18 protein-coding genes are annotated in these 20759 nt (G+C 31.3%); 9 read left to right on the top strand and 9 right to left on the bottom strand.

The window, feature by feature from the left end:
* The first annotated feature begins 48 nt into the window (after window positions 1-48).
* Both MOV42_RS02345 and MOV42_RS02340 read left to right on the top strand, forming a co-directional pair.
* Window positions 49-1500 carry a replicative DNA helicase gene (locus tag MOV42_RS02345; RefSeq protein ID WP_324172211.1) on the top strand — a complete coding sequence of 484 codons (1452 nt, stop codon included), beginning with the start codon at window positions 49-51 and terminating at the stop codon, window positions 1498-1500.
* On the top strand, window positions 1500-2774 hold the full coding sequence (locus MOV42_RS02340; RefSeq protein WP_324172210.1) for a ComEC/Rec2 family competence protein: 1275 nt from the start codon (window positions 1500-1502) through the stop codon (window positions 2772-2774). The genes MOV42_RS02345 and MOV42_RS02340 overlap by 1 nt, the downstream gene beginning before the upstream one ends.
* On the opposite strand, the gene MOV42_RS02335 is transcribed toward MOV42_RS02340, so the two are convergent.
* Genes MOV42_RS02335 through MOV42_RS02315 form a run of 5 tightly spaced genes read right to left on the bottom strand, consistent with a single transcriptional unit; the run spans window position 2755 to window position 10738 of the window.
* Complete coding sequence (locus MOV42_RS02335) at window positions 2755-6675, bottom strand: transporter substrate-binding domain-containing protein (protein ID WP_324172209.1); 3921 nt, start codon at window positions 6673-6675, stop codon at window positions 2755-2757. The genes MOV42_RS02340 and MOV42_RS02335 overlap by 20 nt on opposite strands.
* A complete protein-coding gene (locus tag MOV42_RS02330) occupies window positions 6647-7690 on the bottom strand; it encodes an HD domain-containing phosphohydrolase (protein ID WP_324172208.1) in 1044 nt (347 codons plus the stop codon). The genes MOV42_RS02335 and MOV42_RS02330 overlap by 29 nt, the downstream gene beginning before the upstream one ends.
* 59 nt (window positions 7691-7749) lie before the next feature.
* Window positions 7750-8571 carry a YihY family inner membrane protein gene (locus tag MOV42_RS02325; RefSeq protein WP_324172207.1) on the bottom strand — a complete coding sequence of 274 codons (822 nt, stop codon included), beginning with the start codon at window positions 8569-8571 and terminating at the stop codon, window positions 7750-7752.
* Window positions 8572-8582: 11 nt separating this feature from the next.
* Complete coding sequence (locus MOV42_RS02320; RefSeq protein ID WP_324172206.1) at window positions 8583-9968, bottom strand: FAD-linked oxidase C-terminal domain-containing protein; 1386 nt, start codon at window positions 9966-9968, stop codon at window positions 8583-8585.
* Window positions 9965-10738, bottom strand: coding sequence for a plasminogen-binding N-terminal domain-containing protein (locus MOV42_RS02315; RefSeq protein ID WP_324172205.1), 774 nt, complete (start codon window positions 10736-10738; stop codon window positions 9965-9967). Before MOV42_RS02315 ends, MOV42_RS02320 begins: the two co-directional genes overlap by 4 nt.
* 114 nt (window positions 10739-10852) lie before the next feature.
* Here MOV42_RS02315 and MOV42_RS02310 point away from each other — a divergent pair, with 114 nt between their 5' ends.
* Window positions 10853-12037 carry a peptidoglycan DD-metalloendopeptidase family protein gene (locus MOV42_RS02310; protein WP_324172204.1) on the top strand — a complete coding sequence of 395 codons (1185 nt, stop codon included), beginning with the start codon at window positions 10853-10855 and terminating at the stop codon, window positions 12035-12037.
* A complete protein-coding gene (locus tag MOV42_RS02305) occupies window positions 12030-12596 on the top strand; it encodes an NUDIX hydrolase (protein ID WP_324172203.1) in 567 nt (188 codons plus the stop codon). The genes MOV42_RS02310 and MOV42_RS02305 overlap by 8 nt, the downstream gene beginning before the upstream one ends.
* Window positions 12597-12601: 5 nt before the next feature.
* Here the strand turns inward: MOV42_RS02305 and MOV42_RS02300 are convergent, their stop codons facing one another.
* From MOV42_RS02300 to MOV42_RS02290, 3 genes are all read right to left on the bottom strand, one after another.
* Window positions 12602-14467 carry a primosomal protein N' gene (locus MOV42_RS02300; RefSeq protein ID WP_324172202.1) on the bottom strand — a complete coding sequence of 622 codons (1866 nt, stop codon included), beginning with the start codon at window positions 14465-14467 and terminating at the stop codon, window positions 12602-12604.
* A gap of 16 nt (window positions 14468-14483) precedes the next feature.
* On the bottom strand, window positions 14484-14972 hold the full coding sequence (locus MOV42_RS02295) for a type II secretion system protein (RefSeq protein ID WP_324172201.1): 489 nt from the start codon (window positions 14970-14972) through the stop codon (window positions 14484-14486).
* 123 nt (window positions 14973-15095) lie between these two features.
* Complete coding sequence (locus tag MOV42_RS02290; protein ID WP_324172200.1) at window positions 15096-15599, bottom strand: type II secretion system protein; 504 nt, start codon at window positions 15597-15599, stop codon at window positions 15096-15098.
* 150 nt (window positions 15600-15749) lie between these two features.
* On the opposite strand from MOV42_RS02290, the gene flgB reads away from it, so the two are divergent.
* Genes flgB through MOV42_RS02270 form a run of 4 tightly spaced genes read left to right on the top strand, consistent with a single transcriptional unit; the run spans window position 15750 to window position 18785 of the window.
* Entirely contained in the window at window positions 15750-16178 is a 429-nt protein-coding gene (gene flgB, locus MOV42_RS02285; protein WP_324172199.1) for a flagellar basal body rod protein FlgB, read from the top strand.
* Between the two features lie 15 nt (window positions 16179-16193).
* The gene (gene flgC, locus MOV42_RS02280) at window positions 16194-16691 is read left to right on the top strand and encodes a flagellar basal body rod protein FlgC (RefSeq protein ID WP_324172198.1); all 498 of its coding nucleotides are present in this window, start codon (window positions 16194-16196) and stop codon (window positions 16689-16691) included.
* 14 nt (window positions 16692-16705) lie between these two features.
* A complete protein-coding gene (gene fliE / locus MOV42_RS02275; protein WP_324172197.1) occupies window positions 16706-17014 on the top strand; it encodes a flagellar hook-basal body complex protein FliE in 309 nt (102 codons plus the stop codon).
* Between the two features lie 10 nt (window positions 17015-17024).
* The gene (locus tag MOV42_RS02270) at window positions 17025-18785 is read left to right on the top strand and encodes a penicillin-binding protein 2 (protein ID WP_324172196.1); all 1761 of its coding nucleotides are present in this window, start codon (window positions 17025-17027) and stop codon (window positions 18783-18785) included.
* Here the strand turns inward: MOV42_RS02270 and panC are convergent.
* Window positions 18762-19583, bottom strand: coding sequence for a pantoate--beta-alanine ligase (gene panC / locus MOV42_RS02265; protein ID WP_324172195.1), 822 nt, complete (start codon window positions 19581-19583; stop codon window positions 18762-18764). The genes MOV42_RS02270 and panC overlap by 24 nt on opposite strands.
* Before the next feature lie 51 nt (window positions 19584-19634).
* Here panC and prfB point away from each other — a divergent pair, with 51 nt between their 5' ends.
* Complete coding sequence (gene prfB, locus MOV42_RS02260; protein ID WP_324173045.1) at window positions 19635-20732, top strand: peptide chain release factor 2; 1098 nt, start codon at window positions 19635-19637, stop codon at window positions 20730-20732.
* Window positions 20733-20759: the final 27 nt, after the last annotated feature.

Here is a 20759-nt window from a genome sequence, read left to right as displayed (position 1 = left end):
TTTAACCCATTTATGCTAAAATTACTTTAATAATTAAAAAGGGAAACTTTGCAAGATAACCTATATAACTTAGCCTTTGAAAGAAGTATTTTAAGTTCCATAGTCTTTGAACCTCAGCAGTTTGATGACTTAAGCGTAGCCTTAAACGAAGATGATTTTTACTTACCAGCTCATAGAGATATATTTTTAGCCATGAATACTTTAATGCAAAAAGACCAACCTATTGATGAAGAGTTTATAAAAAAAGAACTCATAAAAATCAAAAAATTTGATGAACAAGTTATGCTTGAGATTTTGTCTGCAAACCCTATCTCAAACACAAAAGCTTATGTTGATGAAATCAAAGACAAGTCTTTAAAGCGTCACCTGCTCACACTTACAACAGAGATAAAAAGAGTTACCGTTGAAGAAGAACTTCCATCTGCTGAAGTTATTGATATTGTTGAAAAAAAACTTTATGAAATAACTCAAGACAACCAAACAAGTGATTTTAAAGACTCTCCTAAAATGACCTTTGACACAATGGCATACATACAAGAGATGAAAGACAGAGGGAATAGTGTTCTTGTAGGAGTAGATACAGGTTTTCATGAACTAAATAAGATGACAACTGGGTTTGGTAAAGGTGACTTAGTTATCATCGCTGCAAGACCTGCTATGGGGAAAACTTCATTTGTTCTTAACACAGTAAATTCTCTTATAACTCAGGGTAAAGGTGTTGCCTTCTTTTCTTTAGAGATGCCAGCAGAACAACTTATGTTAAGGCTTCTTAGTATTCAAACATCTATACCTCTTACCCAACTACGTCTTGGTGATATGAACGATGAACAATGGAGTTCACTTCATGGTGCGATAGATAAAATGAATAGTGCCAAACTATTTGTTGATGACCAAGGAAGTATAAATATAAATCAACTTCGTTCAAAACTTAGAAAACTAAAAAACCAGCACCCAGAAATAGAAATAGCAGTCATTGATTATTTACAAATTATGAGTGGTGTCGGAACACAAGATAGACATTTACAAGTTTCTGAAATATCTCGTGGTTTAAAAATGCTCGCTCGTGAGTTAGATATGCCCATAGTCGCACTTTCTCAACTTAACCGTGGTCTTGAGGCTAGAAATGACAAACGACCTATGCTGAGCGATATTCGTGAGTCTGGTTCTATTGAGCAAGATGCAGATATTATTCTTTTTGTTTATCGTGATGATGTTTATCTTTATAAAGAAGAAAAAGAGAGAGAAAAAGCTGCGAAAAGTGAAGGCAAGGAGTTTATATCTGAGTATGTAGAAAAAGATGAAGAAGATGCTGAAATCATAATAGGAAAACAGAGAAATGGTCCAACAGGACATGTAAAACTTGTTTTTCAAAAAAAGCTGACTCGCTTTGTAGATGCTCCTAAGTTTTCAGCAGGAGTTGAAACAAGTTATGAAAATGTTGATACTCGTTCTGCAAATATTAATATCGGAAATAATTCTATTTCAATGACACCTATCTAATGGCATTAGAGAGAATTGAACTTTTTAATAAAAAAGAGTTCTTCTCCTTTTTACTTTTTTGTCTTTTAATCCTCAGCTATTCCCTACTCATAAACTTCCAAGAGTATAAAAAATTAACAAGATTTGATTCTGTACTTATAGATGCTAGAGTTTTAAAACAGTATGCAAAAACCAAAGGCACCAAAGAGTATCAGGTCTTAAAATTAAAAAGTGACAATGGAACTACTTTTTACACAAGTGCAAATAAAAAATTTAAAGAAGCTAAAGGTAAAAAACTTCATCTTGAAATTTGGACAAAAGAGTTAAGCTTTTACAAATATCTCACAGGTTTTTATGCCTTTAGCAAAATCATCTCTATCGATGAAGAAGAAACTTTAAAACAAAAGTTAAATTCTTTTTTAGCATCTAAACATAAAGATGAAAATATAGCAAATATGTATCAAGCCCTATATAGTGCTTCAGCTTTAAGTAAAGAATTACAAACTACTTTTTCAACTCTTGGGGTATCACATCTTCTAGCTATTAGTGGTTTTCATTTAGGAGTTTTAAGTGCCCTGCTCTTTTTCTTATTTCGCCCTATTTATACCTTTTTTCAAAACATATATTTTCCTTACACAAACTCTAAAACTCATCTTTTTATTTTAGTTGCATCTTTTTTATTTTTTTATCTTCTGTTTTTAGATTATCCTCCCTCTTTACTTCGCTCTTTTGTTATGCTTCTTGTAGGATTTACACTTTTTGACAGAGGTATAAAAATCATCTCGATGCAAACATTAGCTTTAACAATTATTTTAATCTTATCTTTTGCACCAAAACTCTTTTTCGCTCTTGGCTTTTGGCTATCTGTAAGTGGTGTATTTTATATCTTTTTATTTCTAATTCACTTTAAGCATCTAAGCAAAATCTGGCAATTCATCTTAGTACCTTTTTGGGTTTATCTATTGATGTTACCTTTTTCTTTATCAATATTTGGAAACTTTAGCATCTATCATCCACTATCTATTCTGTGGACATCACTTTTTAGTATTTTTTATCCACTTAGTATTGTTTTGCATCTAGTTAGTCAAGGGGATATATTTGACCCATTACTACTTAACTTGATAAACCTATCTAATGGTAATGAACCTATACATTTAAGTATTATATGGATTATTTTTCATATAGGACTTTCATTAACATCCATCTATAAAAGACCTTTCATGTTTATTTTACTTTGTGAATCTATTATATTTTTTTTATATTTTTTTTATAATATTATGCAGAAAGCTTTTTAGCAACAGCATCAAAATCTGTTAACAACTCCTCTAGCTTAAGAATATCAAACGAATCTATCGCTCTAAATAATTGCGATGAATAAAGATCTAAAATATCTATTTCATATCTTAATGCTAGTTCTTTAGTTTTTTCAGCTAACTCTTTCATATCAGAAACATTATTACTCTCTTTTGCCTTATCCCTTAAAACTCTAATATCAGTTTCAATAATATTTAGTATATTATCTATATTAGCAACAGTCTTACTGCTAAGCTCTAAATGTATATCTTGTGTTATTGGTTCTTCTTTTACATGGTCTAAAAATAAGCTAAGTTCTTTATATAGATTATATTTTAAAATAGGTTTTCTTAAAAAACTATCAAAATTTTCTCGTTTACTTCTTTCATATTCATCTTGCATTACAGATGCAGTAAGTGCAATTATTGGAATATTAGATAGTTTTTTAATCTCATTAGATGCTTCATATCCATCCATATTTGGCATTCTTATATCCATAAGTATCAAATCTGGTTGAGTCAACTTATACATCTTTATAGCTTCTAATCCATCATTTGCTGTTATAATCTCTATCTTCGTATCTTCAAAATTTCTTTTTATTAGTTCACGATTATCTTCAACATCATCAACTACCAAAATTTTTGCTTTTTTGAAAATTATCTCTTTTTTATCTTGAGAACTTTTCTTTTTTCTCTCTTTATCCTTAATAACCGAAGCTATATCAATGCTATGAAAACTTATGCGAAAGGTACTCCCATTTCCAAGTATACTCTTCACAGACATATCTCCATTCATCATACTGCATAACCTTTTAGAAATACTGAGTCCTAAACCTGTTCCCCCGTATTTACGAGAGTCCTGCCCATCAGTTTGCTCAAACTCTCCAAAAATTTTATCCAATTGTTCAGGTGGAATTCCAACTCCGCTATCTTCTATTGTAAATTCTAAATCTACCTTACTAAGACTATCATTATGGTTGTAAGATTTAACACTAAACTTCACAAATCCTTCCTCTGTAAACTTAACGGCATTCCCTATTATATTTAGCAATATTTGCCTAACTCTTACTTCGTCAAGTAAAAGACTCTCTGGTATACTTTTATCTATATCAATAAAAAAATCTAAATTTTTCTTCTGTATTGAAATTGAAAATATTGAGCTTATCTCATCAGATAAAGAGTAAACATCTGTTGCACTTTTATTTATCTCCAACTTTCCTGCTTCTATTTTTGAAAGGTCCAATATATCATTAATAAGAGTAAGAAGTGAGTTGCTTGCTTTTTGTATAATTTTTGTATATGTTTTAAGTCGAGGCTCACTTATTTGTTCACTCAAAAGCTCAGAAAAACCCATAATCGCATTCATTGGAGTTCTTATTTCATGACTCATATTAGCCAAAAATTCTGACTTTGATTTATTTGCAAGTTCTGCCGATTCTTTTGCTTTTAAAAGTTCTTCTTGCTGTTTATCATTAATTTTAAGTATTTTATTTAATCTTTTATTTTTAAGTTCTAATTCTGCTTCAATACTTTTACGCTCTTTTATCTCATTTGATAGTTTTCTATTCCAATAAAATGTCCCTATTATCCCGAGCAATAATAGAATCGCAATTTGGTAAAGCAAAACATAATCTTTTGCCTCTATTACCTCAATTTGTAGCCATTTATTTTTAATATCAAGATGCTCTGTTTCACTCATTGATTGAAAAACTTTATTTACTATACTTAGTAAAATTTTATCATTTTTTTGAAGTAGCATTTTGTGATTAAAATCATAATTTACTTTTCCTGCAATATGCAAGTTACTTACATAGTATTTTCCAACATAGTGCATACCAATAGCCTTATGCCCTAAAAAAGCATCGACTTTACCATCTTTTACCATATCCAATGCTTCAAAAATATCTTTTGTAGCAACAACTTTTATATTTGGTTTTTGTTCCTTTAAATAGTTATAACTTGTCCAATATTTTGGAGCAGCAATACTTTTACCCTCAAGCTCACTTATATCGCTTATAAATGATTTACTATTTTTAGTGACTAAAACAAACGGGAAATTGGCATAAATATCAGAAGTCAATCCTAGTTTGGATACAAAATCACTCTCACCTACTCCAGGAATAATATCAATTTCACCAGTTTTAAACATATCAACGACTTCAGACCAAGATGAAGTTTTTCTATATCTAAATTTAATTCCTGTTGATGCGGTAATTTTATTTAGATACTCTTTCATAATACCTGTCATTGTATTATTTTGAATAATTGACATCGGTTCCCAATTTACTTCACTATATGAAACAAATGGGTGTTCTTTAATCCAAAGTTGTTCTTCTTCACTTAATACTAAAGGGCTAGCTATCTTTATATCATTACTACTTTGAGTAGAAACCCACCTATTATAAATAGCATTTTTTTCTTCTTTAGTAATTGAATCAAGTCCTTTATTCATAATTGAAATAAGAATATCATTTCCCTTATAAGATGACATATGTATCTGCATTAAACCATGTTTTCTATATGACTTAAAAGGTATTATATTACGAATACCATCTTGTTCTAACTTATAAGATAGTGCAATTTGTGTGTCAAAAAGCATATCCGCACGATTTTCTAATACTGCATCTACTGATTCGGAAAAACTAGCGACAGTTATTATCTTTATCTTTGGAAACTCTTTTCTTATAGCATCTGCATGTGCATAACCCTTAGGAATTGCCACTCTTTTTCCATTTAAGTCTTCTAATGTAGTTATATTTAAATCATCACGAATATAAAAATAGTCTAATACTTCAAGATATGATTTTGAAAATTTCATATATTTTTGGCGTTTATCATCTTTAAAAAGTGCATCAAGTAAGTCAATTTTTTTATTTTTTATTTTTTCTAAATTATTATTCCATTCATCTACAATAAATTCAAACTTTAATCCTGTTTTTTTAGTAATTAAGGTTAAATAATCATTTGCAATACCAGCATATTTACCATTATTATCTATAAAATTAAAAGGAGGCCAGTCTGGAGCTACACCTACCCTTATCATAGGATGATTTTTCATGTATTTTTTTTCATCAGCAGTAAATTTGATTCTTTCTTTTGTTTTATTTTGAGATGTATCAAACCATTTCTTAGTAATTTTTTTTCGTTCTTTAAATGTTATATTTTTAAGTGTTTTCTCCATTATTGAAAATAAGATTTTATTTTTTTTGTCAATCGCAATAGAGGCTTTACTATCCATATTTGGTACATTATTAACAATTTTTAAATTTAAAAGATGGTTCTCTTTCATAATATATGTCGTTACTGCTATATTTCCTATATAAGCATCTGCTTGAGAAACTGACACTTTTTCAAGTGATTGATAATTTGAAGTTGTTAAGAGAAATTTTATTTTAGGATAATTTTTTTTTAACCATTCATGTAAATATGAACCTTTATTTATAGTTACAATTTTGCCATTTAAGTCATCAATATTTTTAATATTATTTCTATTTTCTTGAACTATTATAGCTAAAGGCTTCTGTACATACGGCGTTGTAAAATTTAGAAATTTTTCTCTTCCTGGAGTTGATACTGCACAAGCTAAACCATCAAGTTTACCTGCCTTCGCTTCATTCAAAATTTTAGACCATACATCGGCTTTTATATCAAACTTTAAACCACTTTTTTTACTTATAATTGATAGATAATCAGCTGCTATACCAACATGTTTTGAATTTTTATCTATAAAATCATAAGGAGGCCAACTATAATCTGCTCCCAGAACAACTACAGGATTTTGCTCAATCCATTTTTTTTCTTTTTCATTTAAAAAACTATTGTTTTCAATAGAAAATAGCGTAGTATAGAAAAAAATAAATGTTAGAAAAACTAACTTATAGTTTTGAAAATGATATAAATTCATTAACATGTGCCTCAAATATTTCAACCAAGAAAGGGTCAAATTGCGTGCCACTATGCTCAGAAATGTACTTAACTGCATCATTAACACTCCAAGCTTCTTTATAGATTCTTTTATGAGTTAACGCATCAAAAACATCAGCCAGTGCTACTATACGACCATATATATGGATATCTTCACCTTTAATTCCTCTAGGATAGCCTTTACCATTGAATTGTTCATGATGTTCATAAGCAATAATATCAGCTGCTCTCATAATTTTTCTTTTAGATTTTTTAAAATACTCATGTGCAATAGATGGATGTTGTTTCATTATTGTAAATTCTTCTTCAGTTAATGGTCCTTCTTTTTGCAATATCTTTGAAGGAATAGCTATTTTACCAATATCATGCATAGGAGATGCATAATAAATTATATCTACATCATCTTCACTTAATGATGGATGATAATAAGCTAACAATCTTGAATATTCGGCGACTCTTTTTATATGTTTGCCAGTTTCATCAGATATAGATTCTATTAATTCACTCAACATAAAGATCATATCTTTTTGGTTCTCTTCTAATTCACTAGATATTCTGTTATTTTGAGTCTCTATTTTAGTTTGTAAAGAGATATTATTTTGTACCAATAACTTACTTGCTCTATAAAGATTAATGTGAGTTTTAACTCTATAAATGAGTTCATTTGCATGGAAAGGTTTTGTTATATAATCTAAACCACCAGTTTCAAAACCTTTTGTCATAGAATCTATATCAACTTTTGCTGTTAAAAATATTACAGGTATATCCATAATAAGTGGATTTTGCTTCATACGACGACAGACCTCATATCCATCAATTCCAGGCATCATTATATCTAATAGTACTAAATCAAAACTATTTACTTTTAATATATTAAGTGCATCTTCACCATTTTTTGCAAAGGAAAATTCATAACTCTCCTCTTTTAAAATATTCATCGCAACTTGTATATTTTCAGCTACATCATCAACAATTAATATCTTACTTTCACCCATGTCAGTAATCCTTATTAAATCCGATATAATATTATATCATAATAATTCATTTAAAATATTTATGCTTTTGAGTTATAAATTTTGTTAATCATGTAACATAACTTCAAGCCATAAATAAAAATAATCCAAGAAACATAAATCCATAAAAATAAAAACATCATAATAGCAAACGAGCCGTACATTGTTGTATAAGACTTGTTATAAAAAACATACTCTATAAAAGCATTTTTAGAAAAACTAAATACAATCGCAATTATAAAAGAACTTATAAGAGATGCTCTTGGATTTATCTTAGTATTTGCCGCAATTTGAAAAATAAGAAAAAATAATGCCCAAATAATAACATAAGGAACAAGAGGCAAAATATTTATGCCAGAAGTTATTTCGTTTGATTCTATCACTACGGCTAATTTTGCGGTTATAAAAAAAGAAGCTCCTAGCGCAATAGGTGTTAGAGTCAACATAGTCCAGTAGGTTGTAATTGACTCCCAAAGTGTTCTTTGTTTTGCATGAAAAATCTTGTTTGCAATAAATTCAAAGTTTTTGAAAAATAAAAGAGAAGCAACTAAAATCATAACAAGACCTATAACGCCCATCTTTGCAGAGTTTTCTAAGAACCCATCAATATGTCCCATAACCGCTTGTGAATTTACAGGCATAAGGTTTGAAAATATAAATGTTTTTATACTCTCATAATGTTCTGCAAAACTAGGAAGAGAAGTTAAAAGAGTAAGCATTATAAGAAGTAATGGAATAATAGTAAAAATAGTATAGTAACTAAGACTAGCAGCAAAAAGAGTTAGTTCTTTATCTATAAATGTGCTAAGAAAAAACTTTGCATGTCTGTAAATATAATTTAGTTTAGCTCTATTATCACTCATAACTTAACCTTCTAGTTCAACCCCATTTTTGCAGGATTTAAAATATTGTTTGGGTCGAAAGCTTTTTTTATAGACTTAAAAAGATTCATCTCTTGCTCAGTAAAAGCCATACTCATATAGGGAGCTTTTGCAAGTCCTATACCATGCTCACCACTCAAAGTTCCACCTAAGTCAATAGTTGCTTGGAAAACTTCTTCTATTGCCTTATAAGCTATTTTCACCTGCTCTGGGTCACTTCCATCTACCATAACATTTGTGTGAACATTTCCATCACCTGTGTGACCAAAACATGGTATATTTATTTTGTATTTATCTGCAATGGCGTAAAATTTTTCTAAAAGTTCAGGTAAAGCTGCACGAGGAACTGTTACATCTTCATTTAGTTTTTTACTTCCATAAATACTCAAAGCGGGAGATGCATTTCTTCTAGCAAACCAAATATCTGTTGCCTCATTTTCATCTTTTGCAATTTTAAATTCCCTACAACCATTTTCACGAAAAACTTTTTCTATTTGAGCTAACTGAAAATTTAAATCATCTTCTAAATTTCCATCAACATCTGTAACTAAAAGTGCCCCAGCATCTACAGGTAAACCTTTGTTGAAAGTTTTCTCAACTGCTCGTATGGTTAAATTATCTAAAAATTCCATTGCTACAGGTGTTATTCCACTTGCCATTGTTTTATAAACTGCTTCCATCGCTTCACTTACACTATCAAAAATTCCCATTGCAGTTTTAGTTAATTTTGGTTTAGGAATTAGTCTTAGAGTGATTTCACTCAAAACGGCTAAAGTACCTTCAGATGCTATTAAAATTCCACTAATATTATAACCTGCTACATCTTTTATGGTTCTCTTTCCTGCTTTAATTATATCACCATTTGCTAAAACAGCACGAGTTGCCATTACATAATCTTTTGTAATTCCATACTTTGCAGCTCTCATACCACCTGCATTTTCACTGACATTTCCGCCCAGTGTTGAGTAGTCTTGAGATGCTGGGTCTGGTGGATAAAAAAGTCCTAGCTCTTCAACAGCTTTTTGCAAATCCATATTAATAACCCCAGGTTGAACGATAGCCACCATATTTTTCATATCTATCTCTAAGATTTTGTTCATATGTTTTTCAAAAGCTAAAACAATTCCCCCACTACTTGGCAAGGCACCGCCTGTAAAACCACTACCTGCTCCACGAGGAACAATAACTATTCTTTTTTCATTGCAGTGTTTTAAAATTGCACTTATATCTTCTTCATTTCTTGGAAATATAACAGCATCTGGCTCAAAATGCTCTCTTGTCGCGTCATAAGAATAAGCGATTAAATGTGCTTTATCGCTATAAATATTTTCACTTCCTACAATTGATCTGAAATATTCTATATCTTTGGCATCTATCATTTTTCAGCCTTTGTATTAAAGTTATTTATTGCTTTTTTTAACTCTTTATTATTTGGGTTTGCTTCGCTTAAAAGTCCAAAATAATATGATTCATAAGTTTCTAACTCATCACTTCCATCTCCAAACCAATTTGCTTCTATTTTATCAACTCTTGAAAAAAATGGTAATTTTACTTTACTTTGTTTTAACGGTGCATCTGTAATATTTAAAATCTTAAAACTCTTAGAATCAGCGGTATAAAGTTTTTCATCTAAAAAGAAAAATATTAAACCAACAGAAGTAGCAATAGAAAGTTTTGTAAAATCTTCACGAAGAGGGGTTGGATGCCCATTAAAAGATAAAATAGTCGCAAAAATATCAGGATGAACCCATTGTAAATTTTTTATACTTCTTATAATTCTATAGTATATCTCATCATTTGGAGCGATTAAAACTCCTCTTGTATAACCAAATGCCAAGATTGCAGTATCTCCAACCTTAACTTTCCATTTGCCCTTAGGTAAAGAGTTATTTCTAAGCGCATCATAGGGTGTCATCTTAAGAGTTGCTATTTCACTCTCTTTATCAAAACTTATAACTTCAATATTTTTTAAAATCACACTATGACTATCATCTACATTATGAGATATAAAACCACTCATACCTATGTCTATTTTTTTTATTTTTATTGTTGCAATGTTGCGATGCTCATCGATGCTAATTAGTGGAGACTTTACAACTCCTGCCATTAAACTAGAAACAAATACTAGTATTAAAATTATATGCTTCATTAACTCTCTTTTTGTTATTTATTTAACGCGATTATATCAAATAAACCTCTCACTAAGCCAAGTTTTGTTAGAGTTTGCAAATTATTTTTTATATTTAAGATTTTTAGGGGTTTAATGATACGATTTTTTATACTTTTTTTACTTACGACTGCTCTTTTTGGCTCACAAGTTGAACGATTTAGATGGATAAAGGGCGAAACTTATCTTATCTTTTTGGAAAAACAAAACTTACCTGTTAAAAGATTATACTATGACCTTGATATAGATGACCAAAGATTAACAGAAGAGATGCGAACAGGTGTTAATTGTCAAATATTAAGAGACAGTGAGGGAAGGATAGAACAAGTCTTACTTCCACTAAATGATGAACTACAAATTCATATCTATAAAAACAAAAATCTTTATTACTTTGAAGCAATCCCAATAATTAGCAACTCTAAAATAGAAGCCTTTACTTTAACCATAAAGAACTCTCCATACTATGACATCATTAAAGCGACAGGTTCAAAAAAACTTGCACAAATTTTTGTTTCAAACTTTAGAAACTCTCTAAATTTTAAAAGAGATTTGAGAGTTGGAGATAAACTTGTTCTTATTTATGAACAAAAGTATCGTTTAGGTCATCCTTTTTCGATGCCAATCCTAAAAGTTGCAATGATAGAGATGAGAAAAAAACAGCACTTTATCTACTTAAATAGTGATGATAGGTATTATGATAAAAAAGGACATGAGGTAGAAGGTTTTTTACTTGCTCGTCCTGTTCGAGGGGCGAGAATCTCTTCATACTTTACAAAAAGAAGATGGCACCCAATCTTACACAAATGGAAAGCACATCTTGGAATTGACTATGCAGCAAGACGCGGAACACCGATAGTTGCTGCTGGAAGTGGAAGAATCATTTATGCATCTAGACTCGGAACTTATGGGAAACTTATTAAAATCAGACATGCTGATGGTTATGAAACAAGATACGCCCATATGAAATCGTTTCGTAGAGGGATTAGACGCGGAAAGTATGTAAAAAAAGGTCATACCATTGGTTATGTTGGAAGTACTGGTCGCTCAACTGGTCCGCATCTGCATTTTGAACTGAGAAAAAGAGGTCGCGCAATAAACCCTCTTAGAGTTGTTCAAGTTACTACAAAAAAACTTAAAGGTAAAGAGAAAAAAGCCTTTTTAAAACTTAAGCAAAATTATAATGAGAGCATAGCCTTGCATCTAGCAAATGCAACTCCATTTACTAGACCTCAAAAAGTAGAGAGTTTTTGCTACTTTTACAATGGAAAAGATTGTGAATAAAATAGACTCTATCGTAGAACTTAAAAATCCTAAATTTGTAGTTCCTGTAAAAATAAACTATACACAAAATGGAAAACAAAAGGAATGGGAAGCAGTTAAAACAATAGATTGTGTTTCTATTCTTCTTTACCATAAAGAAAAACAAGCTTTTATACTTGTAAAACAACTCCGCATTCCAGTTCTTTATGCCAATGAGGAAGATGGTATGACTTATGAACTTTGTGCTGGTCTTATAGATAAAGATGCATCAGATGTACAAATAGCCAAAGAAGAAATTTTAGAAGAGTGTGGCTACGATGTACCTGTTGAAAATTTACAAAAAATAACTTCTTTTTATCCAAGTGTTGGCATCTCTGGAACTAAGCAAATACTTTATTATGCTGAGTGTGATGATGGAATGAAAGTAAGTGAAGGTGGAGGTTTAGAAGAGGAAGAAATAGAAGTAATATATCTTCCAATAAACAAAGCAAAAGAGTTTATGTTTGATGAGTCTTACCAAAAAACACCTGGATTGCTTATGGCTTTTTACTGGTTTTTTGATAATATATTAACGCAATAACATCCTTATCCAAATTCAATAGGATCCATATCAATCTCAGCTAAACTCGTCTTGCATCTAGACACAGCTTTTATAATATCTGTACTTTTATTACTTCTAAGAAGTATCTCAAATCTATACTTATTTGCAATCCGCTCAACACCACACTTTCCAAAACCAACAACTTCTATATTTGAGATTTTAACTAAACTATCTTTCATCTCTCGCATCTCTTCTTGTGCTTTTACTCCATTTTTGTGACTAAATAAAACTCTACAAAGTTTTTTATATGGTGGATAAAGCCCTACTCTAAAGATTTTTTCTTCTTCTAAGAAAGCTTCATAATCATCTATAAATGTACTAAAAAACTCTTCATTAAAACTTTGAATCAACACTTTTGCATCTTTTGCTCTACCACTTCTACCAGAGACTTGTATGAGAGAAGAAAGTGCTTTTTCTCTTGCTCTGTAATCACTCATGTTTAACATATTATCAAGTCCTAAAACAACTGCTAAAGTCACTCCATGATAATCATGTCCTTTGCTTAGCATCTGAGTTCCTACCAGTATATCTGTTTCTCTCTCATTAAAACGCTTTAGTGCTTTTTTGAGTTTATTTGCTGTGCTTATGGCATCTCTGTCAAACTGCTCAATTTTTGCATCTGTGAGTTGTTCTTGTATAAGCTTTATAGCCTCTACTGTTCCAAGTCTTGAACTTATAAGAGAAGCTCCTTTACACTCGCTACAAATTTGAGGTATAGCTTGAGTATAGTTACAATAGTGACACTTTAAAGCATTTGATTTTTGATGTATGCTCATTCCTATGCTACAAAAAACACATTGGATTGTGTGTCCACAATCTTGACAGATTAAATATTTAAAATTTGCTCTTGTTGGGACAAAGACTATGGCTTGATTTTTAGCTTTTATGGTTGAGTCTAGATGCCCCATTATCAAAGGGCTTAAACTCTCACTGGATTTTTCATAAATAAACTCTTTTTTAGCACTAAAAAATCCACCTTTAAGTCTAAAATATGGAAATTTAACAAAGGAGTTAAGAGATGGCGTAGCACTTCCTAAAACTACGGGAATATCATACAGTTTACCCATATATATGGCTATATCTTTTGCATTATATCTAGGTCTTGAAGATGATTTATAACTATCATCATGTTCTTCATCTACAACTATCAAACCTAAATCGTGTAGCGGTAAAAACAAGGTTGAGCGAGGACCTGCAACTATTTTTGCACTTCCATCATAAATCTTTTTAAGAGCTTTTTTCTTTTGTAGAGGAGTTAATTTTGAGTGCCACATAACAGCATCTACCCCAAAATGCTCTTCTAATCTTTGACTCATTTGAGGAGTAAGAGAAATTTCTGGCATTAAAAAAATACATCGTTTCCCAGATGCTATCATCTCTTGGAAATATTTCATATATATTTCTGTTTTTCCACTTCCTGTATCTCCAAAGAGTAGTGATACTTTTTGTTTTTGCAAAAACTTGAATACTTTTTCTTGTTTTGGCGAGAGCTTTAGCATAGAGAGTTTCATATCAGGAGATATGGAACTAGAAAGTGTGTCTGGTTCCATATCTCCTGATATGGAACTATATGGCATCATGACTCCTAAAGCCTCCCCTAAAGAACAAACATAATAAGCTGAAATAAACTTCGCCAATTCCATCTGTTTTAAAGAGTAAAAAAACTCACTTTCACTTAAAATTTCACTTGTTTTAAACTCTGGTTTTTTGCATTTAGAAATTATGGTAGCTTTAGTTTCTCTATTTCGCACCAAAACATGTACAATCGTACCAATTTTTAAAGATGAAGAAAAATGATAAGTTAAAGGGTTAAGAGGGGAAGAGAGGATTGCTAATTTATAAAAAAACAAGACAATCCTCTATTGTTTAATCAACTAAAGCGTTACAATTATCTTCATCGGCTTTACAAGCAAATATTCCCGTTGAACTGTTATAATCAAATGTTGTTGCTACTTCATCTACTGTGTAAGTATAAGTTTTTTTAGCAGCGTTTGTAACTGCCCAGTTACCAGAACCTGTTCCAGCTTTAATACCATACAATAGAAGCATTCTATTTTGATCCTTTGCCTTTGCAGGAATCGTTCCACTTCCAGTAAAAAGTGTTGTAGTATTGGCACTTAAATTTGGTATGTAAGTATTTACACCTTTTACAAGTTGAGTTTGTCGCTCACTTACAATAGCAGCACGAATAACCGAAATATCAGCACGACCTGAAGCGATATCAGCTGATCTTTTTGTAGATGCAAATTTTGGAAGAGCTATAGCTGATAAAATTCCTAAAACAATGACAACAAATATGAGTTCTATCATAGTGAAGGCATTGTGCAACGGTTGCCCTTGGGGTGCTTTTTTCATAATTTTTCCTCTTTTATATTAGGTAGATTATAGCGAAATAATTTTTTAGGTTTGTTTAATGTGTTTTGTGGGTGGATTTATTTGTATGCATTCCACCTCAGAAGAGGTGGAACAAGAAAAAGACTATTTTTTAGTCCATTGTAAGATTGGAGATTCACTTCTTGTTGGAGTAGTACCATTAACTTCATATACTGTAGATTCAGTTCCTGAACCAAATACAACATTAAATGCAACTGGAGTACCATTTACACCAGCAGTACCGATAGCTGCGACAAGAGAAGTCATTATAGCTGTTTGAGTTGTGGCACTAGGAGTTAAAGCACCAGGAACATTACCACTAGCACCACTTACAGTACCTGTACCAGATTGGCATTCAGTAGGAGCCTCTATTTGCTCAAGAATATCACTAACTGTAAATGCAACATTTTTTGTTAGATTATTTAAAACCATATCTGACCAAATAGCAGGAAGCACTGTACGATTTAGTGTACCAATAAATGCTTTACACTTTCCAGCCTCAGCTTGTGTAGAAACACCAATAAATTTTGGAAGCGCAACCGCCGCTAAAATACCTAAAATAACAATAACAAAGATCAATTCGATCATAGTAAAACCAGCTCTTTTCATAAGAACTCCTTAAATTAAAAAATATGGGTTACTCTAGTAACCTGAGAGACATTATCTAGTAATATACATTAAAATTTGCTTATAGAAATAAATAATACTTTATGGAACTAAAGTTGCTCTACAAGTACTATATAACAAAAGGAGTCACTTTTGAGCATTCAAATCTCAAGAACACATAGTCTAATTTCAGATGCACTTGACTTTAGAGCTATGCGTCAAGATTTGATATCTTCAAACATTGCAAATGTTGATACTCCTTTTTATAGACCAAGAGATGTAAGTTTTGGGGATGCACTAGCAGCTAAAAAAGCTGAACTTTTAAATGAGGGAAGTGACAAACTAGAACTTGCTCAAACTGATGGCTCTCATATAGCTCTACAAGATGAGAAATCTTCACTTAAACCTCAACTCTTTTTTAGAGATGGACATATGGCAAGAAATGATGGCAATAGCGTTGACTTGGATGTTGAAACAACAGAAATGAGTAAAAACTCTATCATGTTTAACGCCCTAATCGCAGCAAATAAAAAAGATAGTATGATATTTAAAAGTGTCATAGAAGCATCTAAGAAAATATAAAAGAAGGATACTAATATGAGTTTTTTAAGTAGCTTTGATATAAGTGGTTATGGCTTAAGCGCACAAAGAGTTCGTGTAAATGTCATCTCTCAAAATATCGCAAATGCCCAAACAACAAGAACTGAAGAAGGTGGAGCTTATAGAAGAAAACAAGTTGTTTTTAAAGCTATAGACTTTAGTGAAGAGTTTAGTAAAGCGATAAATGGTATGACAAACAGTCTTAAATTTGAAGACCCTTTAAATGAAGGAGATTTTGGCAAAGAAGTAAATCCTGCTATAATGAGCGTTATAGTTGATAAAATTTCAAGAGATGATTCTCAACCAAACCTAAAGTTTGACCCATCTCACCCAGATGCAGACACAAATGGTTATGTTGCGTATCCAAATATTAACCCTGTTATAGAAATGGCCGATTTAGTAGAAGCAACTCGTTCTTATCAAGCAAATGTAGCAGCATTTGAGAGTTCAAAAAGTATGGCAAACTCAGCAATTTCATTGTTGAGAATAGGCTAAGGAAGGAATAAACTGTGAGTGAATTTGGAAAAATAAATGGCATATCTAGTCCATCAACAGCCGACTTACTAAAACAAAAAAGTAAGCCTGAGCTATCTGGTGGGGCAGCCTTTGCCCAGCAGTTAAAGTCTGCCTTAAATGAAGTAAATGAGATTCAAGAAAAAAGTGAAGTTGCTATCGGCGAAATGGCAACTGGGCAAGTAAAAGACCTTCATCAAGCTGCACTTGCTATTTCAAAAGCTGAAACAAGTATGAAGCTAATGCTAGAAATCAGAAACAAAGCCTTAAATGCGTACAAAGAGTTAGGTAGAACACAGTTATAAAAAAGTAATCATGGACAATCAAAACAAAAGTAAAAAAATATTTCTTCTTTTTGGTCTTATAGGGCTTGGTTTTTTTATCTTTTTAACAATTATGCTAGTTCATGTAGTAAAAAACAGAAATCTTCCATCTTTATATACAAAAAACTCTTCTAAAGCCAAAAGAGGCTCTATTATCAGTGCTGATGGTTTTCATGTAGCCACAACTAAAAAACTCTACAAAGCTATTGTCAATACTTACTATATCGACCCACAAAAAAAAGAACTTTTTATACAACTTTTTAGCATCTACTCAGGTATAGGTACGAAAGAGATAAAAAAACGACTTAAACAGAAAAAAGGTGTTGTAGTTTTAAGCTACAACATTTCTCAACAAAGAGCGCAATATTTAAAAAAATTACGCTTTGAGCTTAAGAGAAAAAAGGTATTTATAGAGAGAAAAAACCCCCGTACAGGTAAGGTAACTCTTCATGGTTTAAGTATCATAGAAAGTGGAGAGAGTCGGGAATATCCTTACGGAAATCTCTTAACTCCAATCATAGGTTACCCTCACAAACTTGAAGAAGACGGCTACACATATATCAAGGGGGTTAAGGGTATTGAGAAGAGCTTTGAAGATGCTCTAAATGCTAGACAAAACGAGCTTAGTCAAGGAAAAAGAGATGTAAATGGTTACATCATTTTAAATAAAGAAAGTTTTACAAAGAGAAGTATAAATGGCTTAGATATAAAGTTAACTATCCCCATAAATTTTCAAATTCGCGTAGAAAAAGTTCTTGATTTGATGAAGGTTAAATTAAAAGCCAAGCAAATTATAGCAGCTGTAATGGACTCTACTAATGGCAAGATTCTTGCTCTTGCTAGTTCTAACAGGTTTTTACCAAAAAAAATCAAACGAAGTGATTATCCATCTTTAAATAGTGCTGTTACTGAGTATAGCTTTGAACCTGGAAGTGTTATGAAAACAATTACATTTGCTCTGCTTTTAGATAAAGGTCTTGTAAATCCTTACGATTTGGTAAACGGACATAATGGACGCTTTAAGATAGGCAATAAAGTCATTACCGATGAGCATAAATTTGATTGGTTAAGTGCTGAGAATGTAATCGTATACTCATCAAATATTGGGATTGCACAACTTGCTCAAAAACTAAGTGGCGTTGCATTTAACACTGGTCTTAAAAATTTTGGTTTTTCTCAAAAATCAACTCCAGATATGATTTATGAAAAAAAAGGTTCTATTCCTAGTGCATATAAACTTAATAACCAAATTTATAAAGCTACATGTTCTTATGGTTACGGCATGAGAACAAACCTTATGCAACTTATGCGTGCTTACAGTTCTTTTAACAATAATGGAAGACTAGTAACTCCAAAAATAGTAGATTATTTCATAGATGCTAGAGGAAATTATATACCCGTTCATGAACAAAAACAAGTTCAAGTCATAAAAAGCTCAACAGCTAAAAGAATCAAAAATATTTTAATAAAAACCGTAAATAAAGGAACAGGTAAAAAAACAAAAACTCTAGGACTGCGTGTTGGTGGAAAAACAGGGACTGCACATATTGTTGAAAAAGGTAAATATGTAAACAAATATAACACAGCTTTTTTAGGCTTTAGTAATGACAAAAAAAATAAATACACAATGGGTGTTATAGTAATACAACCAAGAAGTAGCCAATTTGCAGCCGCAACTGCTGTACCTGTTTATAAAAAAATACTCGATATAATGGTTGAAGATGGGTACTTAAAGCCAGATATTATCAAGTAATCTTGTATTACCTACTTTAACTTCAACTAAAACTATACTATTTCCTACCTCTACTTCTTTTATTATTTCAAAATTACGATTTAATATCTCAACATAAAAGATTTCTAGTGGTGCTAATATTTTTTGCATCTGCTCTTTTATTGTATCAACATCTAATATATTTTTTACTATTAAATTTCCTGCCAAGTACAAAGATGAAGAGATTTTTAATGATTCTCGTCTCTCTTTTTTACTTAAATATACATTTCTACTACTTAGTGCTAAACCATCACTTTCTCTAACTGTCTCAACCCCAATAATTTCAACACTCATAAACAACTGTTTAACCATTAAGTTTATCAAATTAAATTGTTGAGCATCTTTTTTTCCAAAGTAAGCTTTTGTAGGACTTACAATATTTAAAAGTTTCATAACAACTGTTAAGACTCCATTGAAATGTGTTGGTCTTGTTAAACCTTCTAGTACAAAACCTCGAATATTTGGAGCTAACAAAGAGACTTCATCGCATCCATAAATATCTTTTGCATTTGGAAAAAATAATATATCAACTCCGCTCATTTCACATATTTTTGTATCAGCTTCATCTTTTTTTGGATATTTACTAAAATCTTCATCTTTTGAGAACTGCTTAGGATTTACAAAGATAGATACTATAACTATCTCAGTTTCCCCTCTTGCTCGTTTTATCAAAGATATATGACCTTCATGTAATGCACCCATTGTCGGTACAAAGCCTATACTCTTTTCTTCATCTTTTAAATACTTTTTTAACTCTAAGGGTTTGGAAATAATCTTCATTTTAAGTCACTTTTATATATAATCGCAATTATACAATATATGGACAATATTATGGACAACTATGAATATACAGAACTTTTAAAAAGTTTAAATTTAAAAATGAATAATATTACAGGTGTTGTTGAACCAAAAAAAATTCAAACAAGACTAGATGAAATAAAAAGTCTTGAAAGTGAACAAGATTTTTGGCTAGATGCGACAAATGCTGCAAAAATTCAAAAAGAAAAAACACAATATCAAAGAAAACTAGATAAATATTTTCTTGCTTATGATGCTGTTGTAGATGCATCCCAGTTGTATGATATGGCTAAAGAAGAAAACGATGAAGAGTCCATAGAAGCTTGTTATGATGATTCAATTGCTCTTGAACAACTCATACGCAATATGGAAATAGAAGTGCTTTTGAGTGGCGAGAGTGATTCTAATAATGCTATTATATCTATTCATCCAGGAGCAGGAGGAACGGAATCTCAAGACTGGGCGGCGATGTTACTTAGAATGTATAAAATGTTCGCATCTAGGCGTGGTTTTAGTATAGAAATCCTAGATTATCAAACAGGGGAAGAAGCCGGAATAAAAGATGTTTCATTCATAGTCAAGGGTGAAAATGCTTATGGATACTTAAAAGTAGAAACTGGTATTCATAGACTTGTTCGTATATCTCCATTTGACTCAAATGCAAAACGACATACTTCTTTTAGTTCTGTTGTAGTTTCACCTGAAATTGATGATGATATAAATATTGTAATCGAAGATAAAGACCTTCGTGTTGATACATACAGAGCGAGTGGTGCTGGGGGGCAACATGTCAACAAAACTGAGTCAGCTATTCGCTTAACTCACATACAAACTGGAGTTGTTGTTCAATGCCAAAACGATAGAAGTCAACATAAAAACAAAGCAACAGCAATGAAGATGTTAAAATCTCGTCTTTATGAGCTAGAACTAGAAGCTCAAAAAGCAGCGCAAGACGGTGTTGCAAAAAGCGAAATTGGATGGGGACATCAAATCCGTTCTTATGTAATGCAACCATACCAACAAGTAAAAGACACTAGAAGTAATGAAGCCTTTTCAAATATATCTGCAATCTTAGATGGCGATATGGATAAACTTATAGAAGGTGTCCTTATTTCTATAAATAGAGGCTAGTTCTTTATTTTGTATTTAATAAAAATT

Origin of the sequence: Sulfurimonas sp., assembly GCF_029027405.1 — a bacterium.
Taxonomy (GTDB): Bacteria; Campylobacterota; Campylobacteria; order Campylobacterales; family Sulfurimonadaceae; genus Sulfurimonas.
Note: the sequence above shows the minus strand (reverse complement) of the source record. Positions and strands in the feature narration are given on the sequence as shown.